We start from the raw sequence: 22,162 nt of genomic DNA, 5'->3' as shown, positions 1-22,162 counted from the left end.
GGCCGCCTCAGCACTCCTCGGGTCAGCTCCGGACGAGACCGTCCCACTCCGCCCCCGCCGCGGCCAGCACCTCGTCGTCGTCCGCGACCGCGACGCCGAGCGTCCGCAGGCCCGCCGCGAGGGCGGCCAGGGAGTCCAGGACGGTGGCGCGGGAGGCGGCCGTCCCGTAGTGGTTCACCCGGATCATCTCCTTGGCGAGCGCGCCGCCGCCCGCCTGGAGCGGTACGGAGGGGTCGGCCGCCAGGGCCGCCGCGACGACCTCCCGGGCGTCGACGCCCTCGGGCGCGCGCAGCGTGGTCGCGGCGGGCGCCGCGTGCTCGCGCCGGACGACGTACGGGGTGAGGCCGCCCAGCGCGCGGACGCCCGTCCGGGTGGCGCCCCGGGCGGCCAGGTGGCGGCCGATCACCGCGTCCAGCCCGTCGGCCGCGATCCGGTCGGCCGCCTGCTCCAGGGCCAGCATCTCCAACTGGGCGGGGGCGTGCGGCAGTACCGCGCGCCCTCCGTCGATCCAGCGCTCCTTCCAGTCCAGCAGGGACAGGTACGAGCGCCGGGGCGCCTGCTCGTTGGCCGCGATCCGCTCCCACGCGCGGGCGCTGACCGACACCGTGGACACGCCCGCGGGACCGGCCATCGCCTTCTGCCCGCCGATGACGCACAGGTCCACGCCCCACTCGTCGGTGAGCAGCGGTTCGGCGGCCACGGAGGCGACGGCGTCCAGCATCAGCAGCGCGCCGTGCTCCCGCACCACGCGGCCGATCTCGGCGACCGGGTTGGTGTTGCCGGTGGCCGCCTCGGCGTGCACCAGGCTGACGAACTCGATCTCCGGGTGGGCGCGCAGCGCCTCGGCGATCCGCTCCGGGCTCACCGCGCCGCTGAACGGCGCCGACACCGTCACCACGTCGGCGCCGCAGGACCGCAGCCAGCCGCCGAACGTCTCGCCGTACGGCCCGGTGATCACGTTGAGGGCGGTGCTGCCGGGGCGCACGGCCGAGCGGATGCACGCCTCCAGCGGCAGCAGCGCCTCGCCCTGCATGGTGACGACGGTCTCGCGGGTGCGCATCAGCGCCGCGATCTTGTCCTCGATGCGGGCGAAGTGGTCCGCGCCCAGCGGCGCGAGGTCGAGCAGGTCCGGTGCGGTGTTCGCGGTCACGGTGCCTTCCAGGATGTGGTGGCGCCGGTTCACGGCGCCCGCCGGTCTCTGCCCCGACCCTACGCCGGGCCCCACGGGGCCGTACCGAGCCGCCTGGAGGGACCGGTCGGGGGGCGCGCGGCGGGCCGCCGGGACGGACCCGCGCGGGTGCCTGTGGGGCCCGTCGGGACGGACCGCGCCCGAAGCCTGTACCAGCCCGTCGGGACGACCCGCCCGGAGCCCGAACCGGCCCGCCGGGACGGACCGCGCCCGGAACCCGAACCGGCCCGCCGGAACGACCGCGCCCCAAGCCCGTACCAGCCCCGTCGGGACAGGCCGCCCCGAGGCCCGAGCCACCGCCCGGGAGGCCGCTCAGCGCCAGCCGCCCTCCGCCACCCCGCCCGGGATGGCGTCCTCCGGCGCGTACGGCTCCCGGGTGTAGACGAAGCTGCCGAGGTCCAGGTGGCTCACCGTGCCGTCCGGCCGCCGGACGACCCGGAGCGTCTCGCCCGCGAAGTAGTTGTCGAGGCCGGTCCACGTCCCGTCCTCCTCCGGCCGGAACCGCGAGCCGCGCACGCCTCCGCCGGCGAGCGGCGCCAGGTCCAGCGTCCGGCCCGCTCCCAGCCGGAGGAGCATGGCCCGGGGCCCCCAGTACCAGGGGCCGGTGAGCTCCAGCAGCGCGAGGTCCGCGTCCTCGTCCGGGCGCCACGGCTCCGGAATGCGAGGCTCCGCATCGGCGGTGGCCAGCACGAGCCGGGCGGCGAGCGACACGACCTCGGGCATGGACGTCTGGTTGGCGAGGGTGGCGGCCGCCAGGCCCTCCTCCGGGGAGGCGAGCACGGCCCCGACGAACCCCGGCATGGACCCGGCGTGACCGGCCAGGACCCGGCCGTCCACCCGGATCAGCTGGAGACCGAGGCCGTAGGACGCGCTCCAGTCCGCGTTCTGCGGCTCGACCGCGGGCCGCCGCATCTCCGCCAGGGACGCGGCGGAGAGCACCCGCTCGTCGCCCCGCGCCAGGAAGGCGGCGAACCGGCCCAGGTCGGCCGCGGTCGACCAGAGCTGCCCCGCCGGGGCCATCAGGCCGGTCTCCGTGAGGGGTTCCGGAAGGACGACGTCCGCCCAGGGGTGCACGGCCCAGCCCTCCGCGTGGGGGCCCTCCGGCCCGTACGTCGTCCGCTCCATGCCCAGCGGCAGCAGCACCTCGCGGCGCAGGACCGGGTACCAGGGCTCGCCCCGCAGCTTCTCGACGAGCGCGCCGAGCAGGGCGTAACCGGTGTTGGAGTAGTGGTGCAGCTCCCCGGCCCGGTGCCGCTGCGGGCGCTCGCCGAACAGGTCCTCCGGCGCCGGGCGGAGGTCCCCGTCCGTCCGCTCCCACCACGGACCGCGCGACTCCGCGGCCAGGCCGGAGCTGTGGGAGAGGAGTTGGGCGACGGTCGCCTCCCCGCCGGCCGGTGTGTCCAGGTGCCGGCCGAGCGGGTCGCCCAGGTCGAGCAGGCCCTCGTCGCGCAGCCGCAGGACGAGTACGGCGACCAGGGCCTTGGTGATCGACCCGATCCGGTACTGGGTCGCCTCCGGATCGGGCTCACGGCCGTCCACCTCCCCCCGGCCGGCGGCCCACACCGGCCGCCCGTCCCGGACCAGGGCGGCCACCAGGGACGGTGCCCGGCCCTGGACCTGGGTGGTGGCGACGAGGTGCAGGAGCGTCCTGCGGGTCGCGGGCAGCAGGTCTGCGAAACGATCGGTCTCCGTGATGCCGGAAGTGCTCATGGTGCTCTCGTGGTCCCTGGTCATTTCCGCAGCCTAAACAGTCACTTCCCGCCTCGGGCTGGCCTTGACGTCCGCGTCAACGTTTACGGTCGGTTCATGCGGATCGGGGAACTGGCCGAACGGGCCGGCATCAGCACGCGCGCCCTGCGGCACTACGAGTCGCTCGGGCTCCTGCCCGCCCGTCGCGCGGGCAACGGGTACCGCGACTACGACGAGGCCGACCTGCGGCTGCTGCGCCAGATCCGTACGCTCCAGGACTTCGGCTTCGGCCTGGAGGACACCCGTCCGTTCGTCGAGTGCCTGCGCGCCGGCCACCCCGCCGGGGACTCGTGTCCGGCGTCCCTGGAGGTCTACCGGCGCAAACTCGCCGAGTTGGACGAGTGCATCGAGCGGCTGGCGCAGGTCCGCGCCGAGGTGAGCGCGCAACTGGCCCGCGCCCAGCGGGCACGCGCCGCGCTGGAAGCGGAGGCCGACCTCCCGGGCGGCCCGCCGCCGCGCTGCGAACTGACGCCGTGCGACGCGGGGCGCGCAAGCCACGCGAGCCACGCCTGAACACCCCACCCCTCCCCACCCCCTCCCACGCACCCGGAATCCCTCACTCACGGAGGATCGGCTTCCCATGCCCACAACCACCGCCACCCCGGTCACCCCCGTCACCGACGCCACCTTCCACGACGAGGTCCTCGCCGCCGACCTGCCCGTCCTCGTGGAGTTCACCGCCGACTGGTGCGGCCCCTGCCGCCAGATCGCCCCGGTCCTCGCCGAACTGGCGACGGCCGAGGCGGGCCGGCTGAAGGTCGTCGCGCTCGACGTGGACTTCAACCCCGCGACGGCCGCCGCCCACCGCGTGCTGTCGGCCCCGACCCTGACGCTGTTCCGCTCCGGCGAGCCCGTCCTGACCCTGGTCGGCGCCCGTCCTCTGCGCCGCCTGCGGCAGGAACTCGCGGCCGAGCTGCCCTGGATCGCCCCCAGCTGACGCAGCGGTTCACCACACGGGCCGCAGGGGCGGCGGCTCGTCACCGCCCACGACACGGACGAGCCGGGCGAGTTCGGCGTGGAGGACGGGCAGGTCGGGCCCGTCGGACCGGTCGCCGAGCTCGGCCTCCAGCCGGTGCATGACGCGCCCGGCGACGGCCAGATGGGCGTGGGCCGGCTCGGTGAGGACGACCAGCCTCCGCCGCCCGCCCGCCGGATGCGGCTCCCTGCGGACGTAGCCCGTCTTCTCCAACTGGTCGACGAGCTGCCCCGCCGCCTGTTTCGTCATTCCCAGCCGTTCCGCGAGCTCACTGGCGGTGGCGCCCTCGCCGCGCAGGACCTGGAACGCCATGCCGTGCACGGGCCGCAGGTCCCCGTAACCCGCCTGCGCCAGCCGCGCGTTGAACTCCCCGAGCAGGAGCTGGAAGCCCATGCCCAGCAGGAAGGTGAGTTCGAGGCCGGGGAAGGGGTCGGCGCGGCTGATCGGGTCGTCGGTCACGGAAACATGCTGACACACGACAGTAAAGCTGCTTTACTCATCCGCACCAGGGGCGAGTAAAGCTGCTTTACTCACTCTCGCGCCGCCTTCCCATCCCGACCCTCGGAGAAACGCGATGCACGCCATCACCCCGTCCCCCGACCGCACGACCACCACCCCCAACGCCGTCATGACGCACCTCGCCGCCCCCAGCGTCGGCAGCGCCGAACTCAGCACATGGCGCGTCCGGATGGAGGCGGGCGCCGCAGGCCCGGAACACGTCATGGACCGCGAGCAGGTGTGGACGGTACTCAGCGGCGCGCTCTCCTTCACCGCCGACGGGACCACCACGACCGTGCCCGCGGGCGGCGCGGCCGTCCTGCCGCCCGGCGTGCTGCGCCAGGTGCGCGCGGCGGACGACGCGGGCGCCGAGGCGATCGTCGCCATGCGCGCCGACGGACAGGTGTCCATACCGGGCCAGCCGGGCTCGCGCGCGCTCCCCTGGGCCGTCTGACCCCCGCCCTCACCAGGCCCGTCCTGACGCTCCCGCCCCTCACGGGATGAGCGCCCCGCCCCTGCCCGTCCGAGCGCCTGCCTTCACCGCCGGCGATCAACCCTGCCGGTCGGAAGCGGCCGAGGTGTCGCGGACCGGCATGACGAGCGTCGTGAAGCTCCCCTGGTCGGCCGAGCGCACGACGACCGGGCCGGCGGAGGACGCGATCTCCAGCAGCACGTCCGGGCCGACACCCGCGTCCAGGGCCGGCAGGAGCACCGCCGGATCGAAGGCGACGCGCAGCGGCGGCCCGGTGCACCCGGCGCGCAGGGTGACGCCGGCGGTTCCCCCGCCGATCTCCCCGCTGGTGAGGACGAGTTCGTCGCACTCCGCGCGCAGCAGTACGGAGCCGGGACCGCCGCCGGCCGTCCGGTCGGCGCCCAGCGCGGGGCCGTCGAGCACGGACACCGCGTCGACGAGCGGCAGTCCGGCGTCCCTGAGCCGGCGGACGCCCCGGTGGGGGCCTCACACGGCGCAGCAAGCCCCGCTCGTCCGCCCGGAGTTGTGGCAGCACGCCGCTCCCACCGGCCCGGCCGGCCCCTCAAGCTCCTCCAGGAGCTCCCGCAACGTCTCGACGAACCGGTCCCGCTTCTCGTTCGACAGCGGACCCAGCAGGCGCCGCTCGGTCGCGAGGTGTTCCGGGAGCGCCCGGTCGATGAGCTCGCGCCCCTCGTCCGTCAGGGAGACGCGGACGCCGCGCCCGTCCTCCTCGTTGGGGGTGCGGACCACCAGGCCACGCCCCTCCAGGCGGTCGAGGCGCTGGCTGATCGCGCCGGAGGTGACCATTCCGGCCCGCATCAGCTCGGTCGGCGTCAGGCGGTGCGGGGGCGCGCTGCGGCGCAGGGTGGCGAGGACGTCGAACGAGGCCCTGTCGAGGCCGTGGGCGGCGAAGGTGCGCCCCAGTTCGGCGTCGACCACCCGCTTGAGCCGGCTCAGCCTGCCGAACACGGCCATGGGCGAGACGTCCAGGTCGGGCCGCTGGGCGGCCCACTGTTCCAGCACGAGGTCGACATGATCTGCCACGTATCCACCCTAGCAATGCCTTAGCGGTGAGGTAGATCACCTCACCTCCGCGATCAACTTAGCTTAGCGGTGAGCTAATTTATCTTCGTGCTAAGCAAACGACTGCGTGTCCTCCTCCTCACCGCGCTCGCCCCGGCCCTCTGGGGCACCACCTACTACGTCACCACCGAGTGGCTGCCTCCGGGCCGCCCGCTGCTGGCGGCGGTCCTGCGGGCGCTGCCCGCCGGCCTGTTCCTGGTGGCCCTGACCCGACGGCTGCCGCGCGGCGACTGGTGGTGGCGCGCGCTCGTCCTCGGAACGCTCAACATCGGCGCCTTCTTCGCCCTCCTCTTCGTCGCCGCCTACCGCCTCCCCGGTGGCGTCGCGGCCACCGTCGGCTCCGTACAGCCCCTGATCGCCGCCCTCCTCTCCACCGGCCTCCTCGGCAAACGGCTCACCACCCGCACCCTCATAGCCGGCATCGCGGGCGTCGCGGGCGTCGGCCTGCTGGTCCTCCGGGCCGAGGCGCGGCTGGACGGCGTCGGGGTCGCCGCCGCGCTCGGCGGAGCCCTCCTCATGGCGACGGGCGTGGTTCTCAGCAAGCGCTGGCCGTCCCCGGCGCCCCTCCTCGCCACCACCGGCTGGCAACTGGTGGCCGGCGGAGCGCTCCTCGTACCGGTCGCCCTGCTCGTCGAGGGCCTTCCGCCGGCCGGCCTGACCGCCGGCAACCTGGCCGGGTACGCCTACCTCTCCGCCGTCGGGACCGCGCTCGCCTACGCCCTGTGGTTCCGCGGACTGCGCGAACTCCCCGCCACGGATGTGACGTTCCTCGGCCTGCTCAGCCCGCTCGTCGCCACGGCCATCGGTCTGATCGCCGTCGGGGAGCGGCTCACCGCCCTCCAGTCGCTGGGCGGTCTGATCGTCCTCGGCTCCCTCGTCGCGGCCCAGCTCCGCCCGTCGGCGGCCCGGCGCGAGGCCGCCGCGCCGACCCGCTGACCCGCTTCTTCGACTTCTTCAACAACATCCACAAGGAGAACGACCATGCGCATCACCGTCTTCGGCGCGGCAGGAAACGCCGGAAGCACCATCGCGGCCGAGGCACTGACCCGTGGCCACCAGGTCACGGCCGTGGTCCGGGACGCGGCCCGCTACGACCGGCTGCCCGCCGCGGCGGCCCACCGCACCGGTGACGCCGCCGACCCCGCCGACGTGGCACGGCTGGCCGCCGGCCAGGACGTCGTGGTGAGCGCGGTCCGCCCGGCGCCGGGCCGCGAACACGACCTGGTCACCGCCACCAAGGCACTGCTCGCCGGCGTCGCCGGAACCGGCGCCCGGCTGCTGGTCGTCGGCGGCGCGGGCAGCCTGACCGTGCCGGGCGGCGGCGGACGCACCGTCCTCGACGACCCCGCCTGGGTGCAGGACGCCTGGCGGCCGATCGCCCGGGCGAGCACAGACCAGTACGCCCTCGTCCGCGCCGCCGGCCCCGACGTCGAGTGGACGTACGCCAGCCCGCCGGCCCTGCTGGTGAACGGCGAACGGACGGGCCGCTACCGCTCGGGCACCGACGAGCTGCTGGTCGACGCCGACGGCAACTCGACCATCTCGTACCAGGACTTCGCGGTCGCCCTGCTGGACGAGGCGGAGCGGCCGAGGCACCGCGCGGCGCGGTTCACCGTGGCGTACTGACGCCGGGGAGGCAGTCGGCCGCCGCGCGGGTCACAGCGCCTTGACCGTCCGGTCACAGCACCTTGACGTCCGGTCACAGCACCTTGACCGTCCCGCCGTCGATCACATAGTCCGCGCCGGAGACGTTGCCCGCCACGTCGGACAGCAGGAACGTGATCAGCGCCGCGACCTCCTCCGGCTCGGTGATCCGCCCGGTGGTGATGCCGAACGCCGCCGGCAGGCCCTGGAGGAAGGCGTCGTAGTCCTCGACCCCGGCCGCCGCCGCGACCCGCCCGCCGAAACTCTCCGGCCCCGCCCAGATGCTGGTCCGGACGACGCCGGGGGACACGGTGTTGACGCGCACGCCCCGCGGGCCGAACTCCTCGTTGAGGGACTTCCCGAACGCGGTCAGCGCCGCCTTCGCCGCGCTGTACGCGATGGGACCGACCGCGGGGAGGCGGGAGTTGACCGACGAGACGTTGACGATCGTCCCGCGCCGCTCGAGGAGGCTGGGCAGGGCGAACCGGGAGACACGTACGGCGCTCATGAGGTTGAGGTCGAAGACGCCCCGCCACTGGTCGTCGTCCACGTCGAGGAAGCCGCCCGGCTCGACGTCATCCCCGGCGCCGACGTTGTTGACCAGCAGGTCGATGCCGCCGAGGGCGGTGAGGGCCCGCTCCTCCAGGGTGCGTACGCCCTCGGGCGTGCCCAGGTCGGCGGAGACGGCCACGGCGCCCGTCTCGCGCAGTTCCGGAGTGACCGTCCGGGCCGCTCCGACCACGCGGACACCCTCGGCGACCAGCGAACGGACGGTCGCCAGGCCGATGCCGCGGCTCGCGCCGGTGACGACGGCGGTCTTGCCGGTGAGGTGGAGATCCATGGTTCCTCATCATTCTTGAATTGAAGGTACAAAAAGAGCGCAGGGGAGGCCGACGGGTGAGCGGTCGAGCGACTGGGGCGTGGCGCCGCGCGGACGCGCTGGGGGCCGCTCCCCGGCGGCCGCCCTTCAGAGCGCGTCAGAACACGTCAAATCCCCTCAACGCGCACTTCAGAGGCCGTCGATCACTGCGTCGATCACCCGGTCCAGCCGTTCAGGGCCGTCGGCGACCCGGGCCATCAGCCGCAGGCCGATCACCGTGTTCAGCAGGAGGCTCCCGAGGCCCTGGGCATCACGGCCGGCGGCCAGTTCCCCCGCTCGCTGCCCCTCCTCGACCAGGGCGCGGAAAGCGTCCTCGGTACGGTCGAACATGCGCCGGACGAGCGCGACGGCCTCTTCATCCCTGCCGCCCAGCTCAGCTGCCGTGTTGACGGCCATGCAACCCCGGCGGACGGGGTCGGCGAGATCCATCTCGGCGAGCAGGCGCAGCGTCCGGCGGAGCCGCTCCTTGACCGGACCGTCGGCCTCCAGCAGTTCGATGAGCGCGAGCGCCTGGCTGTCGCGGTACCGGCACAGCGCCCGCTCGAACAACTCCCGTTTGCTGCCGAAGGCGTTGTAGAGGCTGCCCTTGCCGATGCCGAGCGCGTCGACCAGATCCTGGGGCGTGGTGGCGGCGTACCCCTTGCTCCAGAACACCTCCATGGCCCGCTCGACGGCGAGGTCCGGATCGAACTGCTTCGGCCTTCCCATGATCGTCAGGCTAGCGTTTTTTTGACCCACAGGTCAACAACTAGGCCCAACACCCCTCAGCCCGTCTCACCACCCCGTCACCCGGGACCGCGTCCCAGCAGCTCACCGCCTGGGACATCCCCTGAGTTCACCAACTCCGCGCCACTCATGGCCTCACCGGCCCCGCCGCCCGCAGTCTCATCACCGAACCGGCCGGTGCGGCCGGTCCACCCACGTCTTACGAAGGCGGGAACGACATGCGCATGACGAGAAAGTTCGCGGTCCTGGCCGGCGGCGTCGCGCTGACCGGCGGTCTGCTGGCCGGGACCGCGGGGGTCGCCGGCGCGGCATCGACCGCGGCGCAGGCGGCGTCGGACTGCCCGGCGGGCTACTTCTGCGTCTGGTCCGGCCAGAACTACACCGGCCACCGGCAGCAGGTCGCGGGGAACAACGCGGACCTGACCAAGTACTCCGTCTTCCAGGGCTTCAAGTCCTGGTACAACCACGGCACTTCGTGCGACTACCAGTGGTACGGCGCCAAGAACTACCACGGCGACAGCGCCGTACTCGCCCGTGGCACCAAGGGGACCGGCGGCACGGTCTGGAACCAGGGCTCCAACAAGTGGGTCAACTGCCGCTGACGCACGGCGGTCAAGGCCGACAGGCGCCGCCCCGAAGGGGGCGGCGCCCTTCGGCGTCACCCCGGGCACATTCCAGTAACGGCTACAAAACCCTAACCGTTAGTGCTACGGTCCCCACATGAAGAAAGTGACCTTCGCCGAGTTCGGCGGCCCCGACGTACTCCGCCTCGTCGACGCCGACGAGCCCCACGCGGGCCCCGGCCGCATACGCGTCGCCGTGCGGGCGGCGGGCGTGAACCCCGTCGACTGGAGGATCCGGGAAGGCCAGTTCCAGGAGACCCGCCCGGTCGAACTGCCCGCCGGGGTGGGGCAGGACGCCGCCGGAGTGGTGGACGAGGTCGGCGAGGGCGTGGAAGGGGTGGAGGTCGGCGACGCCGTTTTCGGGCGGGGCTCCGGCACCTACGCCGAGTACGCCGTGCTGTCGGCCTGGGCCCGGATGCCGGAGGGCCTGACCTTCGCGGAGGCCGCCGGGTACCCCTCCGTCGTGGAGACCGCGCTGCGCGTCATCCGCGAGTCCGGTGTGCGGCCCGGGCAGACGCTGCTGGTCAGCGGCGCGTCCGGGGGTGTCGGATCGGCGGTGCTGCAGATCGCCCGCGACCGTGGCATCACGGTGATCGGTACGGCCTCGGCCGCGAACCAGGACTACCTGCGCGGACTGGGCGCCCTCGCCACGACCTACGGAGAGGGCTGGACCGAACGGGTCCGGCGGATCGGCCGCGTCGACGCGGCGCTCGACCTGGCCGGCTCGGGTGTAATCCGCCAGCTCGTCGAACTGACCGGGGACCCGCGGAAGGTCGTCTCCATCGCCGACCTCGGCGCACCGGAACACGGAGCCCGGTTCTCCGGCGTGACCGGAGACGTCCCGCGGGCCCTCGCCGAGGCCGTCGACCTCATGTCACGCGGCAGGCTCCACATCCCGGTCGAGAAGTCGTACACGCTCGCCGACGCCGCCGCCGCGCACATCGACAGCCGGGCCGGACACACGCGCGGCCGCCGCGTCCTGGTCGTCTGAACCCGCCGTCTGCCACCTACCGCCTACCGCCCGCCGCGCGCCGCCCGCCGTTCGCCGCCCGCCGCGCGCCCGAACGGCCGGACGAACCACCCCACTTCCGCCCCCAACCGAAAGACCGAACGACCGAACGACCGGTGATCCACCCCCGATCAACCGCCCCCTCCCCCCGAGGAGCCCCATGCGCACCCCCGTCACGATCATCGGCGCCGGCCTCGGTGGCCTCGTCCTGGCCCGTGTCCTGCACCTGCACGGCATCCCGGTCACGGTCCACGAGGCGGACCCCTCTCCCACGGCGCGTTCGCAGGGCGGGATGCTCGACATCCACGGCCACAGCGGCCGACTCGCCCTCGAAGCGGCCGGGCTGACGGACGAGTTCCACGGCATCGTCCTGCCCGGCCGGCAAGCGATACGACTCCTCGACCGGAACGGGACCGTCCTGTTCGAGAGGGGTGACGACGGCGCGGGCGGAAGCCCCGAGGTGCAACGCGGTGAGCTGCGGCGGATCCTGCTCGACGCGCTCCCCGCCGGTACCGTCCGATGGGGCCGCAAGGCCACCGGCGTCCGCACCCTGGCCGGGGGCCGCCACGAGGTGGCCTTCGCCGACGGCACCACCGCCGTCGCGAGCCTGCTGGTCGGCGCGGACGGCGCGTGGTCGCGCATCCGGGCGCTGGTCTCGGACGCCGTCCCCGCGTACGTCGGCCGGTCCGTCGTCGAGACCTGCCTGCATGACGCGGACACCCGGCACCCGGCGACCGCGAAGGCGGTCGGCGGCGGAACGCTCGTCGCGCTCGACCCCGACCGGAACGGGAGATGGCTGGTGGCCCACCGGGAGAGGGGCGGGACTCTCCGCGCCTACATCACCGCGCCCGGACCGCGGAACCGATTCGCCATCACCCAACCCACCGGCTCCACCGGGACCACCAGGACCACCGTGCCCGCCGGGACCACCACACGCCTCGCCGCCGAATACGCCGGCTGGGCACCGGAACTCACCGCCCTGATCACGGCCGCCGACACCACCCCCGTCCTGCGCCCCCTGTACGACCTCCCGGCCGCGCACCGCTGGGACCGGGTGCCGGGAGTGACCCTGCTCGGCGACGCCGCCCACCTCTCCGTCCCCAACGGGGAAGGAGCCAACCTGGCCATGGTCGACGGCGCCGAACTCGGCAAGGCCCTCGCCGCGCACCCCGACGACGTCGAGTCCGCCCTCGCCGCGTACGAGCGGGCCCTGTTCCCGCGCGGCGCCGAGGCCGCCGCCGTGGCCGGCCGCAACCCCATACCCCAGGAGCTGATCGCCTTCTTCACCGCGCCGACGCTGTGACCTGGGCATCACAAACCCGCTTCGGCACCCGTCCGTTCCCTCCACTCACGCACGGATACCGCTCGCTCGATGCGGCTGACGACGTCCTTCTTGGACGCCGTGTCCAGGGTCTCCGGGATCTTGGCGAAGGTGTCGGGAAGGACGTCGAACAGCCCCAGGACCTGTTCGCCCGTGTTGACGGTCAACAGCTGCCGACACCTCCACTGCGGCGCCACCCCGGGCCGGACGCGATCCGCCGACGGGCGGGACCGACACGGGATCCGAGACCCTACAGCGCCGCCCGTCAGGTCTGCGCCATGTCCACGAACCGCGAGTAATGGCCCTGGAAGGCCACGGTGATCGTCGCCGTCGGACCGTTTCGGTGCTTGCCGACGATGATGTCGGCCTCGCCCGCGCGCGGGGACTCCTTCTCGTAGGCGTCCTCGCGGTGCAGCAGGATGACCATGTCGGCGTCCTGCTCGATGGACCCGGACTCACGGAGGTCGGAGACCATCGGCTTCTTGTCGGTGCGCTGCTCGGGGCCACGGTTCAGCTGCGACAGGGCGATCACCGGGAGCTCCAGCTCCTTGGCGAGGAGCTTGAGGTTACGGGACATGTCCGAGACCTCCTGCTGCCGGCTCTCGGCCCGCCGGGAGCCGCCGGACTGCATCAGCTGGAGGTAGTCGATGATCACCAGTTTGAGGTCCTGACGCTGCTTCAGGCGGCGGCACTTGGCCCGGATCTCCATCATCGACAGGTTCGGCGAGTCGTCGATGAAGAGCGGGGCCTGGGAGACGTCCGGCATCCGGCGGGCGAGCCGCGTCCAGTCCTCGTCCGTCATGGCGCCGGAGCGCATGTGGTGCAGGGCCACCCGCGCCTCGGCGGACAGCAGTCGCATCGCGATCTCGTTGCGCCCCATTTCGAGCGAGAAGATCACGCTCGGCATGTTGTGCTTGATGGAGCAGGCGCGGGCGAAGTCCAGCGCCAGCGTGGACTTGCCCATCGCGGGACGGGCCGCGATGACGATCATCTGGCCGGGGTGGAGGCCGTTGGTCAGCGCGTCGAGATCGGTGAAGCCGGTGGGGACGCCGGACATCTGGCCGCTGCGCGAGCCGATGGCCTCGATCTCGTCGAGCGCGCCCTCCATGATGTCGCCCAGCGGCAGGTAGTCCTCGCTGGTCCGCTGCTCGGTGACCGCGTAGATCTCGGCCTGCGCGCTGTTGACGATGTCGTCCACGTCACCGTCGGCCGCATAACCCATCTGGGTGATGCGGGTACCCGCCTCGACCAGCCGCCGCAGGACCGCCCGCTCGTGCACGATCTCGGCGTAGTACTCGGCGTTGGCGGCGGTGGGGACCGTCTGGACCAGGGTGTGCAGGTAGGCCGCACCGCCGACGCGCCCGATCTCGCCGCGCTTGGTGAGCTCGGCGGCGACGGTGATCGGGTCGGCCGGCTCGCCCTTCGCGTAGAGGTCGAGGATGGCCTGGTAGACGGTCTCGTGGGCGGGCCGGTAGAAGTCGTGGCCCTTGAGGATCTCGACGACGTCGGCGATGGCGTCCTTGGAGAGCAGCATGCCGCCCAGCACCGACTGCTCGGCGTCCAGGTCCTGCGGCGGGACGCGCTCGAAGCCGCTTCCCTGACCGCCCTGGGAGCCCTGCGGGCCCTGCCAGTCGCCGCCCTCGTCCCCGTCGCGCCGCTCGCCGCGGCCCTTTCCGTCGTTCCGGCGGGAGCGGGGGAACGGCAGCCGGTCGCCCGGCCCCTCATCGCCCCACGGGCCGTCCATGGGCTCGTGGACGCTCACCCCGCCACCTCCTCCCGTCCGCGGCGCGGACCTCGCCGTGCACCTCTTTCTTACGGCACGGCACCGACAAACAGGACGCCCGACTCCGGTTCCGGCACATCGGGTTCGACGCGGTTTCCGACGGTCCGCGCGGAGCCGGACGGGGTGGTCCGGAGGCGCGGGACGGGACGGGAACGGACGGCGGGCGCCGGTCCACGGTAGGGCCGCGGGCACCGTCAGCCAATCTGGTTATCCACAGGAGGTGTGGACGACCGGCCCCATCCTGTGGAGAACTCCCCCGATCCTGTGCACGAGCCGGGGGAAACCGCTGTGGACAACCCCACACCCACTCCGCCCAAGCGCCCCTGACCTGGGCTTTTCCCATCCACCGGCTGTTGAGGAGAAAAAGTTTTCCCGCCGGGGCCGGATCGCGACAAACGGCGCAGAGAAGATCACACCCCGCCATCCAAGGTAATAGACACCTGTCAGTTGCGCTCATTACCTGTGGAAGATTGAATGGCACATATGAGCGACGCCCTCGCGCGCGAACCGCGCCCCGCCCGGCGACACGACCGCGAGATACTCGCCCTGGCCGTGCCGGCCTTCGGCGCGCTCGTCGCCGAACCCCTCTTCCTCATGGCCGACACCGCCATCGTGGGCCACCTCGGCACCGACCGCCTCGCCGGGCTCGCCATCGCCGGCCCGCTCCTCACCACCGCCGTCGGCGTCTGCGTCTTCCTCGCCTACGCCACCACCGCGGCCGTCGCCCGCCGCGTCGGCGCCGGCGACCTCCCGGCCGCCATCCGGCAGGGCATGGACGGCATCTGGCTCGCCCTGCTGCTCGGCACCGTCATCGCCCTCGCCGTCCTCCCCGGCGCCCCCGCCCTCGTCGACGCCTTCGGCGCCTCCGCCGACGCCGCCCCGCACGCCGTCACCTACCTGCGGATCAGCGCCCTGGGCGTCCCCGCCATGCTCGCCGTCCTCGCCGCCACCGGCGTCCTGCGCGGCCTGCAGAACACCCGCACCCCGCTGTACGTGGCCGTCGCCGGCTTCGCCGCCAACGCCGCGCTCAACCTCGTCTTCGTCTACGGCGCCGGCTGGGACATCGCCGGCTCGGCCTGGGGGACCGTCGTCGCGCAGAACGGCATGGCCGCCGCCTACCTCGTCGTCGTGGTCCGCGGCGCCCGGCGGCACGGCGCGTCGCTGCGCCCGGACGCCGCGGGGATCCGGGCCTGCGCCCGGGCCGGTGTGCCGCTGCTCGTCCGCACCCTGGCCCTGCGCGCCGTCATGCTGATCGCCACGGCGGTCGCCGCCCGGCTGGGCGACCGGCAGGTGGCCGCCCACCAGATCGTGCTCTCCCTGTGGAACCTGCTGGCCTTCGCCCTCGACGCCATCGCCATCGCCGGCCAGTCGATCATCGGCCGGTACCTGGGCGCGGGTGACACCGACGGCGCCCGGGCCGCCTGCCGGCGGATGGTGCGGTGGGGGATCGGCACGGGCGTCCTGCTCGGCATCCTGGTGGTGGCCTCCCGGCCGCTGTTCACCCCGCTGTTCACCGCCGACCCGGACGTCCGCCGGACGCTGCTGCCCGCCCTCCTGGTGGCCGCGCTCAGCCAGCCGGTGGCCGGGGTGGTCTTCGTCCTGGACGGGGTGCTGATGGGCGCCGGGGACGGCCCGTACCTCGCCTGGGCGATGCTGGCGGTCCTCGCGATCTTCGCGCCCGTGGCGCTGCTCGTCCCGCGGCTGGGCGGCGGGCTCACGGCTCTGTGGTGGGCGATGGCGCTGATGATGGCGGTACGGATGGTCACGCTGTGGCTGCGCATTCGCTCCGGCCGCTGGCTCGTCACCGGTGCGGTACGGGCCTGACGCCCCCGCCGCCCGAACGCCGGAAGGGCCGCACCCCGAGGGGTACGGCCCTTCCTCACACCACCCCACTGGGGAGCGGCGTTCCGCTTACGCGGCGACGACCTCGATGCCGAGCTTGGCGACGACGTCGGCGTGCAGACGCACGGACACCTGGTGGGCACCCAGGGTCTTGATGGGCGAACCCACCTCGACACGGCGCTTGTCGACCTCGGGACCACCGGAAGCCTTGATCGCGGCAGCGATGTCGGCGGGGGTCACGGAGCCGAACAGGCGGCCGGCCTCGCCGGCACGGGTGGCCAGGCGGACCTTGACACCCTCCAGCTGACCCTTGACCTCGTTGGCCTGCTCGATCGTGGCGATCTCGCGGATCTTGCGGGCGCGGCGGATCTGCGCCACGTCCTTCTCGCCGCCCTTGGTCCAGCGGATCGCGAAACCGCGCGGGACCAGGTAGTTGCGGGCGTAGCCGTCCTTGACGTCGACGACGTCACCGGCGGTGCCGAGGCCGGAGACCTCGTGGGTGAGGATGATCTTCATTACTTGGTCACCCTTCCCTTATCGCGCGGACGAGGTGTAGGGCAGCAGCGCCATCTCACGGCTGTTCTTCACGGCCGTGGCGACGTCACGCTGGTGCTGGGTGCAGTTGCCGGTCACGCGGCGGGCACGGATCTTGCCGCGGTCGGAAATGAACTTCCGCAGCATGTTCGTGTCCTTGTAGTCCACGTAAGCGGTCTTGTCCTTGCAGAAAGCGCAGACCTTCTTCTTGGGCTTGCGCGGAGGCGGCTTAGCCATTGTCTCTCTCCAGTGTGATCAAGAAGTTTTTGCTGTCGCCCACGGACCGCCACGGAGGGCGGCCCGGGCCCCGGAGGGCCTGGCTCCAGACCCTGAGGGCCTAGAAGGGCGGTTCGTCGGAGTAGCCGCCGCCGGAGTTGCCGGAGCCGCCGCCCCAGCCACCTCCGCCGCCGCCCTGCTGGCCGCCGGACGGAGCGCCGGTCGCCCAGGGGTCGTCGGCGGGAGCCCCGCCGCCCTGCGGACCGCTGGGACCGGAGCCCCAGCCGCCGCCACCCTGGCCACCGCCGTTGCCGCCGCCGTAGCCACCACCCTGGCCGCCTCGACCCGTGGTCTTGGTGACCTTCGCCGTCGCGTTCTTCAGGCTGGCGCCGACCTCTTCGACGTCGAGCTCGTAGACCGTGCGCTTGACGCCCTCGCGGTCCTCGTAGGACCGCTGCTTCAGCCGGCCCTGCACGATGACGCGCATGCCGCGCTGGAGCGACTCGGCGACGTTCTCCGCCGCCTGCCGCCACACCGAGCACGTGAGGAAGAGGCTCTCGCCGTCCTTCCACTCGTTGGTCTGGCGGTCGAAGGTGCGGGGAGTGGACGCGACGCGGAACTTCGCGACCGCCGCACCGGACGGGGTGAAGCGCAGCTCGGGGTCGTCGACGAGATTGCCGACGACCGTGATGACGGTCTCGCCTGCCATGGGTGAACCTCTCGGCGGGTGTGCTGCTGGCTGCTTGCTACTCGTTGCGATACAGCCCGATTACCTCTGAACCGAAGGGGTTCAGTGGGTCTCGGGACGGAGGACCTTGGTCCGGAGGACCGACTCGTTCAGGTTCATCTGGCGGTCGAGCTCCTTGACGACCGCAGGCTCGGCCTGCAGGTCGATGACCGAGTAGATGCCCTCGGGCTTCTTCTTGATCTCGTAAGCGAGACGACGACGGCCCCAGGTGTCGACCTTCTCGACCTTTCCGTTGCCCTCACGGACGACGGAGAGGAAGTTCTCGATCAGGGGAGAGACAGCGCGCTCCTCCAGATCGGGGTCGAGGATGACCATCACCTCGTAGTGACGCATGTGGAACCCACCTCCTTTGGACTCAGCGGCCACGGTCGATCCGTGGCAGGAGGGTCGTGATGCGTGAACAACGGTATCGGCTGACACTGACACCGAGGCCGATGCCAACCGCACGGACGATCAGCGGGAAGTCCCTGGGTCGCCCCCGGGACGGAAGCCGGGTCCGGGCAGATACCGATGCAGACCGTCCAGAGTACCCGCACCACGGCGTCCGGTTGAAATCCGGCCGCCCGCCCCTTCACTCTGGACGCACCGGGTGTGACCGGCGCTACACCGCGCCGCCTGCCTTCAGGAGGTAGACCCATGACACAGGCAGTCCGCCGGACTCCCACATCGAGGAACCCCCGCTCGTTCATCAACACGGTGCTCAACAGCGACGGAAAGCCGCATCCACGGGAGAACACCCTGGTCGCGGCGACGGTCGTCCTGGGCCTGCTGGCCATCGTCTCCTCCGCCTGGTCCAACCTCCACCTGCTCAGCTCCTGGAGCGGCCTGGTGGGGATCCTCACCGGGGCGTGGGGCCAGTTCATCTCCGCCACCACGGGCGAGCGCTTCCTGCTGATCATCGGCCTGGGCGCGTCCGCCATCGGCTTCTTCCTGGGCATGGCCCACGGCGGCCTCTTCGGAGGTGTGATCGGATAACGGACCGTACGCCCAAACGGGGCGCTCCCCGGTCGCAGTAGGCTTCGGCGCGAGAGCCGGAGCCCCGACCCTGGGGACACACCTGCCGAGGAGCGCCCCGCATGAGCCTGACCCTGAGGACCATCAGCCGACAGCAGCATCTGGCATATATCCAGAGCCTGCGCGCTGCCAGTCACATGCAGGTGCCGGCCTGGGCGGACGTCAAGGCCGAGTGGCGCTCGGAGAGCCTGGGCTGGTTCGACAAGACCGGCCAGATGGTCGGCGCGGGCCTGGTGCTCTACCGCCAGCTCCCCAAGATCAAGCGCTACCTGGCCTACCTGCCCGAGGGCCCGGTGATCAACTGGTACGCCCCGAACCTCGAGGACTGGCTCCAGCCGATGCTGGCCCACCTCAAGAAGCAGGGCGCGTTCTCGGTGAAGATGGGCCCGCCCGTCGTCATCCGCCGCTGGGACGCCAACGCGATCAAGACCGGCATCGCCGACCCGGACGCCAAGCGCCTGCGCGACGTCGAGCCCACGTTCATCGAGCCGCGCGCCTTCGAGGTCTCCGACAAGCTGCGCCGCATGGGCTGGCAGCAGGGCGAGGACGGCGGGGCCGGCTTCGGCGACGTCCAGCCGCGCTACGTCTTCCAGGTGCCGCTGGAGAACCGCTCGCTGGAGGACGTCCACAAGGGCTTCAACCAGCTGTGGCGCCGCAACATCAAGAAGGCCGAGAAGGCCGGCGTCGAGGTCGTCCAGGGCGGCTACGAGGACCTGGCCACCTGGCAGCACCTCTACGAGATCACCGCGGAGCGCGACAAGTTCCGCCCGCGCCCGCTGAGTTACTTCCAGCGCATGTGGACCGCCCTCAACACCGAGGACCCCAACCGCATGCGGCTCTACTTCGCCATCCACGAGGGCGAGGCCGTGGCCGCGGCGACGATGCTGATCGTCGGCGGGCACGTCTGGTACTCCTACGGCGCCTCCGCCAACCACAAGCGCGAGGTCCGGCCGTCCAACGCCATGCAGTGGCGGATGCTGCGCGACGCCTACGCGCTCGGCGCCAGCGTCTACGACCTCCGCGGCATCGGCGACTCGCTGGACGAGAGCGACCACCTCTTCGGCCTCATCCAGTTCAAGGTCGGCACGGGCGGACAGGCGGCCGAGTACCTCGGCGAGTGGGACTTCCCGCTCAACAAGCTGCTGCACAAGGCCCTCGACATCTACATGTCGCGCCGCTGATCCGACAGCTCCATCCACACTCAGGGAAAGGTTCCGGGACCGGCCATGGCGCTCACGCTCTACGTCGACACCCAGCGCTGGCGGGCACACCAGCAGTCCGTCCTCCAGCAGTTCCCGGGCATCGTCCCGGTCTGCAAGGGCAACGGCTACGGCTTCGGCCACGAACGCCTCGCCGAGGAGGTGATCCGCTTCGGCGCGGACACCCTCGCCGTCGGCACCACCTACGAAGCGGCCCGTGCCAAGGACCTGTTCGGCGGTGACCTGCTGGTGCTCACCCCCTTCCGGCTCGGCGAGGAGCCGGTGCCGCTGCCCGACCGGGCGATCCGCTCGGTCTCCTCGGTCGAGGGGGTGCGCGGCCTGGTCGGCGCGCGCGTCGTCATCGAGGTCATGAGCAGCATGAAGCGGCACGGCATCAGCGAGGAGGACCTGCCCAAGCTGCACGCCGCCATCGAGGACGTGCGCCTGGAGGGCTTCGCGATACACCTGCCCCTGGACCGCGCCGACGGCACCACCGGCGTCGACGAGGTCTCGGCGTGGATGGAGCGGCTGCGCGCGGCCCACCTGCCGCTGCACACCATGTTCGTCAGCCACCTGAAGTCCGAGGACCTGGCCCGGCTCCAGCAGATGTACCCGCAGACCCGCTTCCGGGCCCGGATCGGCACCCGGCTGTGGCTCGGCGACCACGACGCCACCCAGTACCGCGGCGCGGTCCTGGACGTCACGCCGGTCTCCAAGGGCGACCGCTTCGGCTACCGCCAGCAGAAGACGGCCGGCGACGGCTACCTCGTCGTCGTGGCCGGCGGCACCTCGCACGGCGTCGGCCTGGAGGCGCCGAAGGCGCTGCACGGCATGATGCCGCGCGCCAAGGGCGTCGCCCGCGCGGGCCTGGCGACCATGAACCGCAACCTGTCGCCCTTCGTCTGGGCGGGCAAGCAGCGCTGGTTCGCCGAGCCCCCGCACATGCAGGTGTCGATCCTCTTCGTGCCCAACGACGCCCCCGCGCCGCAGGTCGGCGACGAACTGGTGGCCCACCTGCGGCACACCACCACCCAGTTCGACCGTTTGCTGGATCACTGAGCCCCCCGTTGATCCCTCCGTGGTGAGCGGCCCCGGAGCGGCGGCCGGCTAGACGGTGCCGCCGCTCCCGGAGCCCCATTGGACCCGCAAGGTCTCCGGACGCTCGTCCCGCCACTCCCGCGGACGCGTCCGGCCGAGGACGTATATGTCCGGCGCCCGGTCGAGCGGGCCGCCGGACGGGTCGTCCGAGCCGTCCCGCCGGATCACGTCCCGGTCCGGCCTGAGGACGTCGCGCACGACCAGCGCGCACAGGTACAGCGTCCCCAGCAGGTGCAGCACCAGCGCGAGTTGGTAGCCGTCCTGCGGCAGCCCCTGGTGCTTGTCGCCGTCGCCCGTGTACGCCAGGTGGAACCAGATGCCGAGGAAGTAGAGCACCTCGCACGTCTGCCAGACCAGGAAGTCCCGCCACCGCGGCCGGGCCAGGACCGCCAGCGGGATCAGCCACAGCACGTACTGCGGCGAGTAGACCTTGTTGGCGACGACGAAGAGCGCTATCTCCAGGAAGGCCAACTGGACGAGGCGCGGACGGCGTGGCGCGTACAGGCACAGCGCGCCGATCGCCAGCGAGCCGACGACCATCAGCACGGAGGCATAGACGTTGACGTCGTCCATCGGATCTCCCGTGCGCTGGGAGACGAGCAGCCACAGCGACCCGTAGTCGACCGGCCGGTCGTGGCTGAACGTGTAGAACTTCGCCCAGCCGGCCCGGATCGGCGCCATCGGCCCGTCCACGACCAGCATCAGCGGCACGTTCACCACCAACCAGGTGACGACCGCCGACGAGAGTGTGGCCCGGAACTCCCGCCACCGGCCGGCCCGCCAGCACACCAGGAACAGCGGCCACAGCAGCAGCACCGGATACAGCTTGGCCGCCGCCGCCAGCCCGATGAACACCCCCGCCGTACCGGTGCGCCCCCGCGACCAGGCGAGCAGCGCCACCGAGGTCAGGGCGACCGCGAACAGGTCCCAGTTGATGGTGGCCGTCAGCGCGAACGCCGGCGCGAGGGCCACCAGCAGCCCGTCCCAGGGCCGCCGCCGGTGCGTCCGGGCCACGCAGAAGGCGATCACCACGGCGCAGACCAGCAGCATCCCGGAGTTGACGAACCAGTAGAGCTGGGCCCGGTGCTGAGCGCCGCCACCCGGTGTCAGCAGCGCGGCGACCTCCATGAAGGCCCCGGTCAGGACCGGGTACTCCAGGTAGTCCATGTCGCCCATGGACCGGGGGATCTCGTCCAGGTACGGAATCAGCCCCCGGTCGAAGCCGCGGCCCGTGAACAGGTGCGGGATGTCGGAGTAACAGGCGTGGGTGTACTGGGTGGTAGCGCCGAAGAACCAGCCGTGGTCGTAGCACGGGACCTTCTGCACCATGCCGAGCGCGAACATGCCGATCATCACCAGCACGACCACCCGCACCGGCGTCCGCCACCCGCCGGGCAGCGCGCGCCGTCCGGCCGGTCCGCCGATCAGCTCACTGCCGGCCGCGGCGACCTCGTCCTCCTGGGTGGGCCGCACCAACCGGTCGTCCCGCACGCTCCTCATGCGCCCATCCTGCCGTACGTCTCCCGGGCCCGCTGGCGGCTGTGGACAACCTGGGGAC

Annotated in this window: 25 protein-coding genes and 1 pseudogene; 12 read left to right on the top strand and 14 right to left on the bottom strand. The window is 72.3% G+C overall.

Features of this window, described 5'->3' with window-relative positions; all coding sequences use genetic code 11:
- Positions 1–22: 22 nt before the first annotated feature.
- Together J7W19_RS16330 and J7W19_RS16325 are read right to left on the bottom strand one after the other, a co-directional pair.
- The gene (locus J7W19_RS16330) at positions 23–1,150 is read right to left on the bottom strand and encodes a pyridoxal-phosphate-dependent aminotransferase family protein (protein ID WP_040892391.1); all 1,128 of its coding nucleotides are present in this window, start codon (positions 1,148–1,150) and stop codon (positions 23–25) included.
- A gap of 351 nt (positions 1,151–1,501) precedes the next feature.
- Complete coding sequence (locus tag J7W19_RS16325) at positions 1,502–2,923, bottom strand: serine hydrolase domain-containing protein (protein WP_004953794.1); 1,422 nt, start codon at positions 2,921–2,923, stop codon at positions 1,502–1,504.
- 72 nt (positions 2,924–2,995) lie between these two features.
- On the opposite strand from J7W19_RS16325, the gene J7W19_RS16320 reads away from it, so the two are divergent.
- Together J7W19_RS16320 and J7W19_RS16315 are read left to right on the top strand one after the other, a co-directional pair.
- Complete coding sequence (locus J7W19_RS16320; RefSeq protein WP_004953798.1) at positions 2,996–3,451, top strand: MerR family transcriptional regulator; 456 nt, start codon at positions 2,996–2,998, stop codon at positions 3,449–3,451.
- A gap of 67 nt (positions 3,452–3,518) precedes the next feature.
- Complete coding sequence (locus J7W19_RS16315; RefSeq protein ID WP_004950742.1) at positions 3,519–3,875, top strand: thioredoxin family protein; 357 nt, start codon at positions 3,519–3,521, stop codon at positions 3,873–3,875.
- Between the two features lie 9 nt (positions 3,876–3,884).
- Here J7W19_RS16315 and J7W19_RS16310 read toward each other — a convergent pair whose 3' ends face one another.
- Positions 3,885–4,307, bottom strand: coding sequence for a MarR family winged helix-turn-helix transcriptional regulator (locus J7W19_RS16310; RefSeq protein WP_078588186.1), 423 nt, complete (start codon positions 4,305–4,307; stop codon positions 3,885–3,887).
- A 181-nt stretch (positions 4,308–4,488) separates the two neighbouring features.
- On the opposite strand from J7W19_RS16310, the gene J7W19_RS16305 reads away from it, so the two are divergent.
- Positions 4,489–4,866 carry a cupin domain-containing protein gene (locus J7W19_RS16305; RefSeq protein WP_004950734.1) on the top strand — a complete coding sequence of 126 codons (378 nt, stop codon included), beginning with the start codon at positions 4,489–4,491 and terminating at the stop codon, positions 4,864–4,866.
- Positions 4,867–4,962: 96 nt separating this feature from the next.
- On the opposite strand, the gene J7W19_RS32985 is transcribed toward J7W19_RS16305, so the two are convergent.
- A complete protein-coding gene (locus J7W19_RS32985) occupies positions 4,963–5,313 on the bottom strand; it encodes a MerR family transcriptional regulator (RefSeq protein ID WP_004950732.1) in 351 nt (116 codons plus the stop codon).
- A 57-nt stretch (positions 5,314–5,370) separates the two neighbouring features.
- The gene (locus J7W19_RS16295; RefSeq protein ID WP_201768251.1) at positions 5,371–5,928 is read right to left on the bottom strand and encodes a MarR family winged helix-turn-helix transcriptional regulator; all 558 of its coding nucleotides are present in this window, start codon (positions 5,926–5,928) and stop codon (positions 5,371–5,373) included.
- Between the two features lie 87 nt (positions 5,929–6,015).
- On the opposite strand from J7W19_RS16295, the gene J7W19_RS16290 reads away from it, so the two are divergent.
- Complete coding sequence (locus J7W19_RS16290; RefSeq protein ID WP_004950726.1) at positions 6,016–6,903, top strand: EamA family transporter; 888 nt, start codon at positions 6,016–6,018, stop codon at positions 6,901–6,903.
- A gap of 45 nt (positions 6,904–6,948) precedes the next feature.
- A complete protein-coding gene (locus J7W19_RS16285) occupies positions 6,949–7,593 on the top strand; it encodes an NAD(P)-dependent oxidoreductase (RefSeq protein WP_004950723.1) in 645 nt (214 codons plus the stop codon).
- A 73-nt stretch (positions 7,594–7,666) separates the two neighbouring features.
- On the opposite strand, the gene J7W19_RS16280 is transcribed toward J7W19_RS16285, so the two are convergent.
- Together J7W19_RS16280 and J7W19_RS16275 are read right to left on the bottom strand one after the other, a co-directional pair.
- Positions 7,667–8,452, bottom strand: coding sequence for an oxidoreductase (locus tag J7W19_RS16280; protein ID WP_004950721.1), 786 nt, complete (start codon positions 8,450–8,452; stop codon positions 7,667–7,669).
- A 168-nt stretch (positions 8,453–8,620) separates the two neighbouring features.
- Positions 8,621–9,199 carry a TetR/AcrR family transcriptional regulator gene (locus J7W19_RS16275; protein ID WP_004950718.1) on the bottom strand — a complete coding sequence of 193 codons (579 nt, stop codon included), beginning with the start codon at positions 9,197–9,199 and terminating at the stop codon, positions 8,621–8,623.
- A gap of 236 nt (positions 9,200–9,435) precedes the next feature.
- Between J7W19_RS16275 and J7W19_RS16270 the strand changes: the two genes are divergently transcribed.
- The 3 genes from J7W19_RS16270 to J7W19_RS16260 all read left to right on the top strand — a co-directional run bounded on the left by J7W19_RS16270 (position 9,436) and on the right by J7W19_RS16260 (position 12,152).
- Entirely contained in the window at positions 9,436–9,819 is a 384-nt protein-coding gene (locus J7W19_RS16270) for a peptidase inhibitor family I36 protein (RefSeq protein ID WP_004950714.1), read from the top strand.
- Positions 9,820–9,937: 118 nt separating this feature from the next.
- Positions 9,938–10,831: an NADP-dependent oxidoreductase gene (locus J7W19_RS16265; RefSeq protein ID WP_040891558.1), complete on the top strand. Its 894-nt coding sequence runs from the start codon at positions 9,938–9,940 to the stop codon at positions 10,829–10,831.
- Between the two features lie 178 nt (positions 10,832–11,009).
- Positions 11,010–12,152 (top strand): FAD-dependent oxidoreductase, encoded by a 1,143-nt coding sequence (locus tag J7W19_RS16260; protein ID WP_004950708.1) that lies wholly within the window; start codon positions 11,010–11,012, stop codon positions 12,150–12,152.
- A gap of 8 nt (positions 12,153–12,160) precedes the next feature.
- Here J7W19_RS16260 and J7W19_RS16255 read toward each other — a convergent pair.
- Positions 12,161–12,376 (bottom strand): annotated as a pseudogene (locus J7W19_RS16255) (hypothetical protein); the annotation flags it as partial.
- Positions 12,377–12,435: 59 nt separating this feature from the next.
- A complete protein-coding gene (gene dnaB / locus J7W19_RS16250; RefSeq protein WP_004950700.1) occupies positions 12,436–13,932 on the bottom strand; it encodes a replicative DNA helicase in 1,497 nt (498 codons plus the stop codon).
- Between the two features lie 504 nt (positions 13,933–14,436).
- Between dnaB and J7W19_RS16245 the strand changes: the two genes are divergently transcribed.
- The gene (locus tag J7W19_RS16245) at positions 14,437–15,777 is read left to right on the top strand and encodes an MATE family efflux transporter (protein ID WP_004950696.1); all 1,341 of its coding nucleotides are present in this window, start codon (positions 14,437–14,439) and stop codon (positions 15,775–15,777) included.
- An 87-nt stretch (positions 15,778–15,864) separates the two neighbouring features.
- Here J7W19_RS16245 and rplI read toward each other — a convergent pair whose 3' ends face one another.
- From rplI to rpsF, 4 genes are all read right to left on the bottom strand, one after another.
- Positions 15,865–16,311 (bottom strand): 50S ribosomal protein L9, encoded by a 447-nt coding sequence (gene rplI, locus J7W19_RS16240; protein WP_004950693.1) that lies wholly within the window; start codon positions 16,309–16,311, stop codon positions 15,865–15,867.
- 18 nt (positions 16,312–16,329) lie between these two features.
- Positions 16,330–16,566 (bottom strand): 30S ribosomal protein S18, encoded by a 237-nt coding sequence (rpsR, locus tag J7W19_RS16235; RefSeq protein ID WP_004950692.1) that lies wholly within the window; start codon positions 16,564–16,566, stop codon positions 16,330–16,332.
- A 100-nt stretch (positions 16,567–16,666) separates the two neighbouring features.
- Positions 16,667–17,254, bottom strand: coding sequence for a single-stranded DNA-binding protein (locus J7W19_RS16230; RefSeq protein WP_004950689.1), 588 nt, complete (start codon positions 17,252–17,254; stop codon positions 16,667–16,669).
- A gap of 81 nt (positions 17,255–17,335) precedes the next feature.
- Complete coding sequence (gene rpsF / locus J7W19_RS16225; protein WP_004950685.1) at positions 17,336–17,626, bottom strand: 30S ribosomal protein S6; 291 nt, start codon at positions 17,624–17,626, stop codon at positions 17,336–17,338.
- A gap of 303 nt (positions 17,627–17,929) precedes the next feature.
- Here rpsF and J7W19_RS16220 point away from each other — a divergent pair, with 303 nt between their 5' ends.
- From J7W19_RS16220 to J7W19_RS16210, 3 genes are all read left to right on the top strand, one after another.
- A complete protein-coding gene (locus J7W19_RS16220) occupies positions 17,930–18,268 on the top strand; it encodes a hypothetical protein (protein WP_051072700.1) in 339 nt (112 codons plus the stop codon).
- Between the two features lie 101 nt (positions 18,269–18,369).
- Positions 18,370–19,488 (top strand): lipid II:glycine glycyltransferase FemX, encoded by a 1,119-nt coding sequence (locus tag J7W19_RS16215; RefSeq protein ID WP_004950672.1) that lies wholly within the window; start codon positions 18,370–18,372, stop codon positions 19,486–19,488.
- Between the two features lie 45 nt (positions 19,489–19,533).
- Entirely contained in the window at positions 19,534–20,565 is a 1,032-nt protein-coding gene (locus J7W19_RS16210) for an alanine racemase (protein ID WP_004950669.1), read from the top strand.
- 48 nt (positions 20,566–20,613) lie between these two features.
- Here J7W19_RS16210 and J7W19_RS16205 read toward each other — a convergent pair whose 3' ends face one another.
- Positions 20,614–22,104 carry a glycosyltransferase family 87 protein gene (locus J7W19_RS16205; RefSeq protein WP_040891553.1) on the bottom strand — a complete coding sequence of 497 codons (1,491 nt, stop codon included), beginning with the start codon at positions 22,102–22,104 and terminating at the stop codon, positions 20,614–20,616.
- Positions 22,105–22,162: the final 58 nt, after the last annotated feature.

This window comes from Streptomyces mobaraensis NBRC 13819 = DSM 40847 (assembly GCF_017916255.1).
In the GTDB taxonomy this organism is placed as follows: domain Bacteria; phylum Actinomycetota; class Actinomycetes; order Streptomycetales; family Streptomycetaceae; genus Streptomyces; species Streptomyces mobaraensis.
Note: the sequence above shows the minus strand (reverse complement) of the source record. Positions and strands in the feature narration are given on the sequence as shown.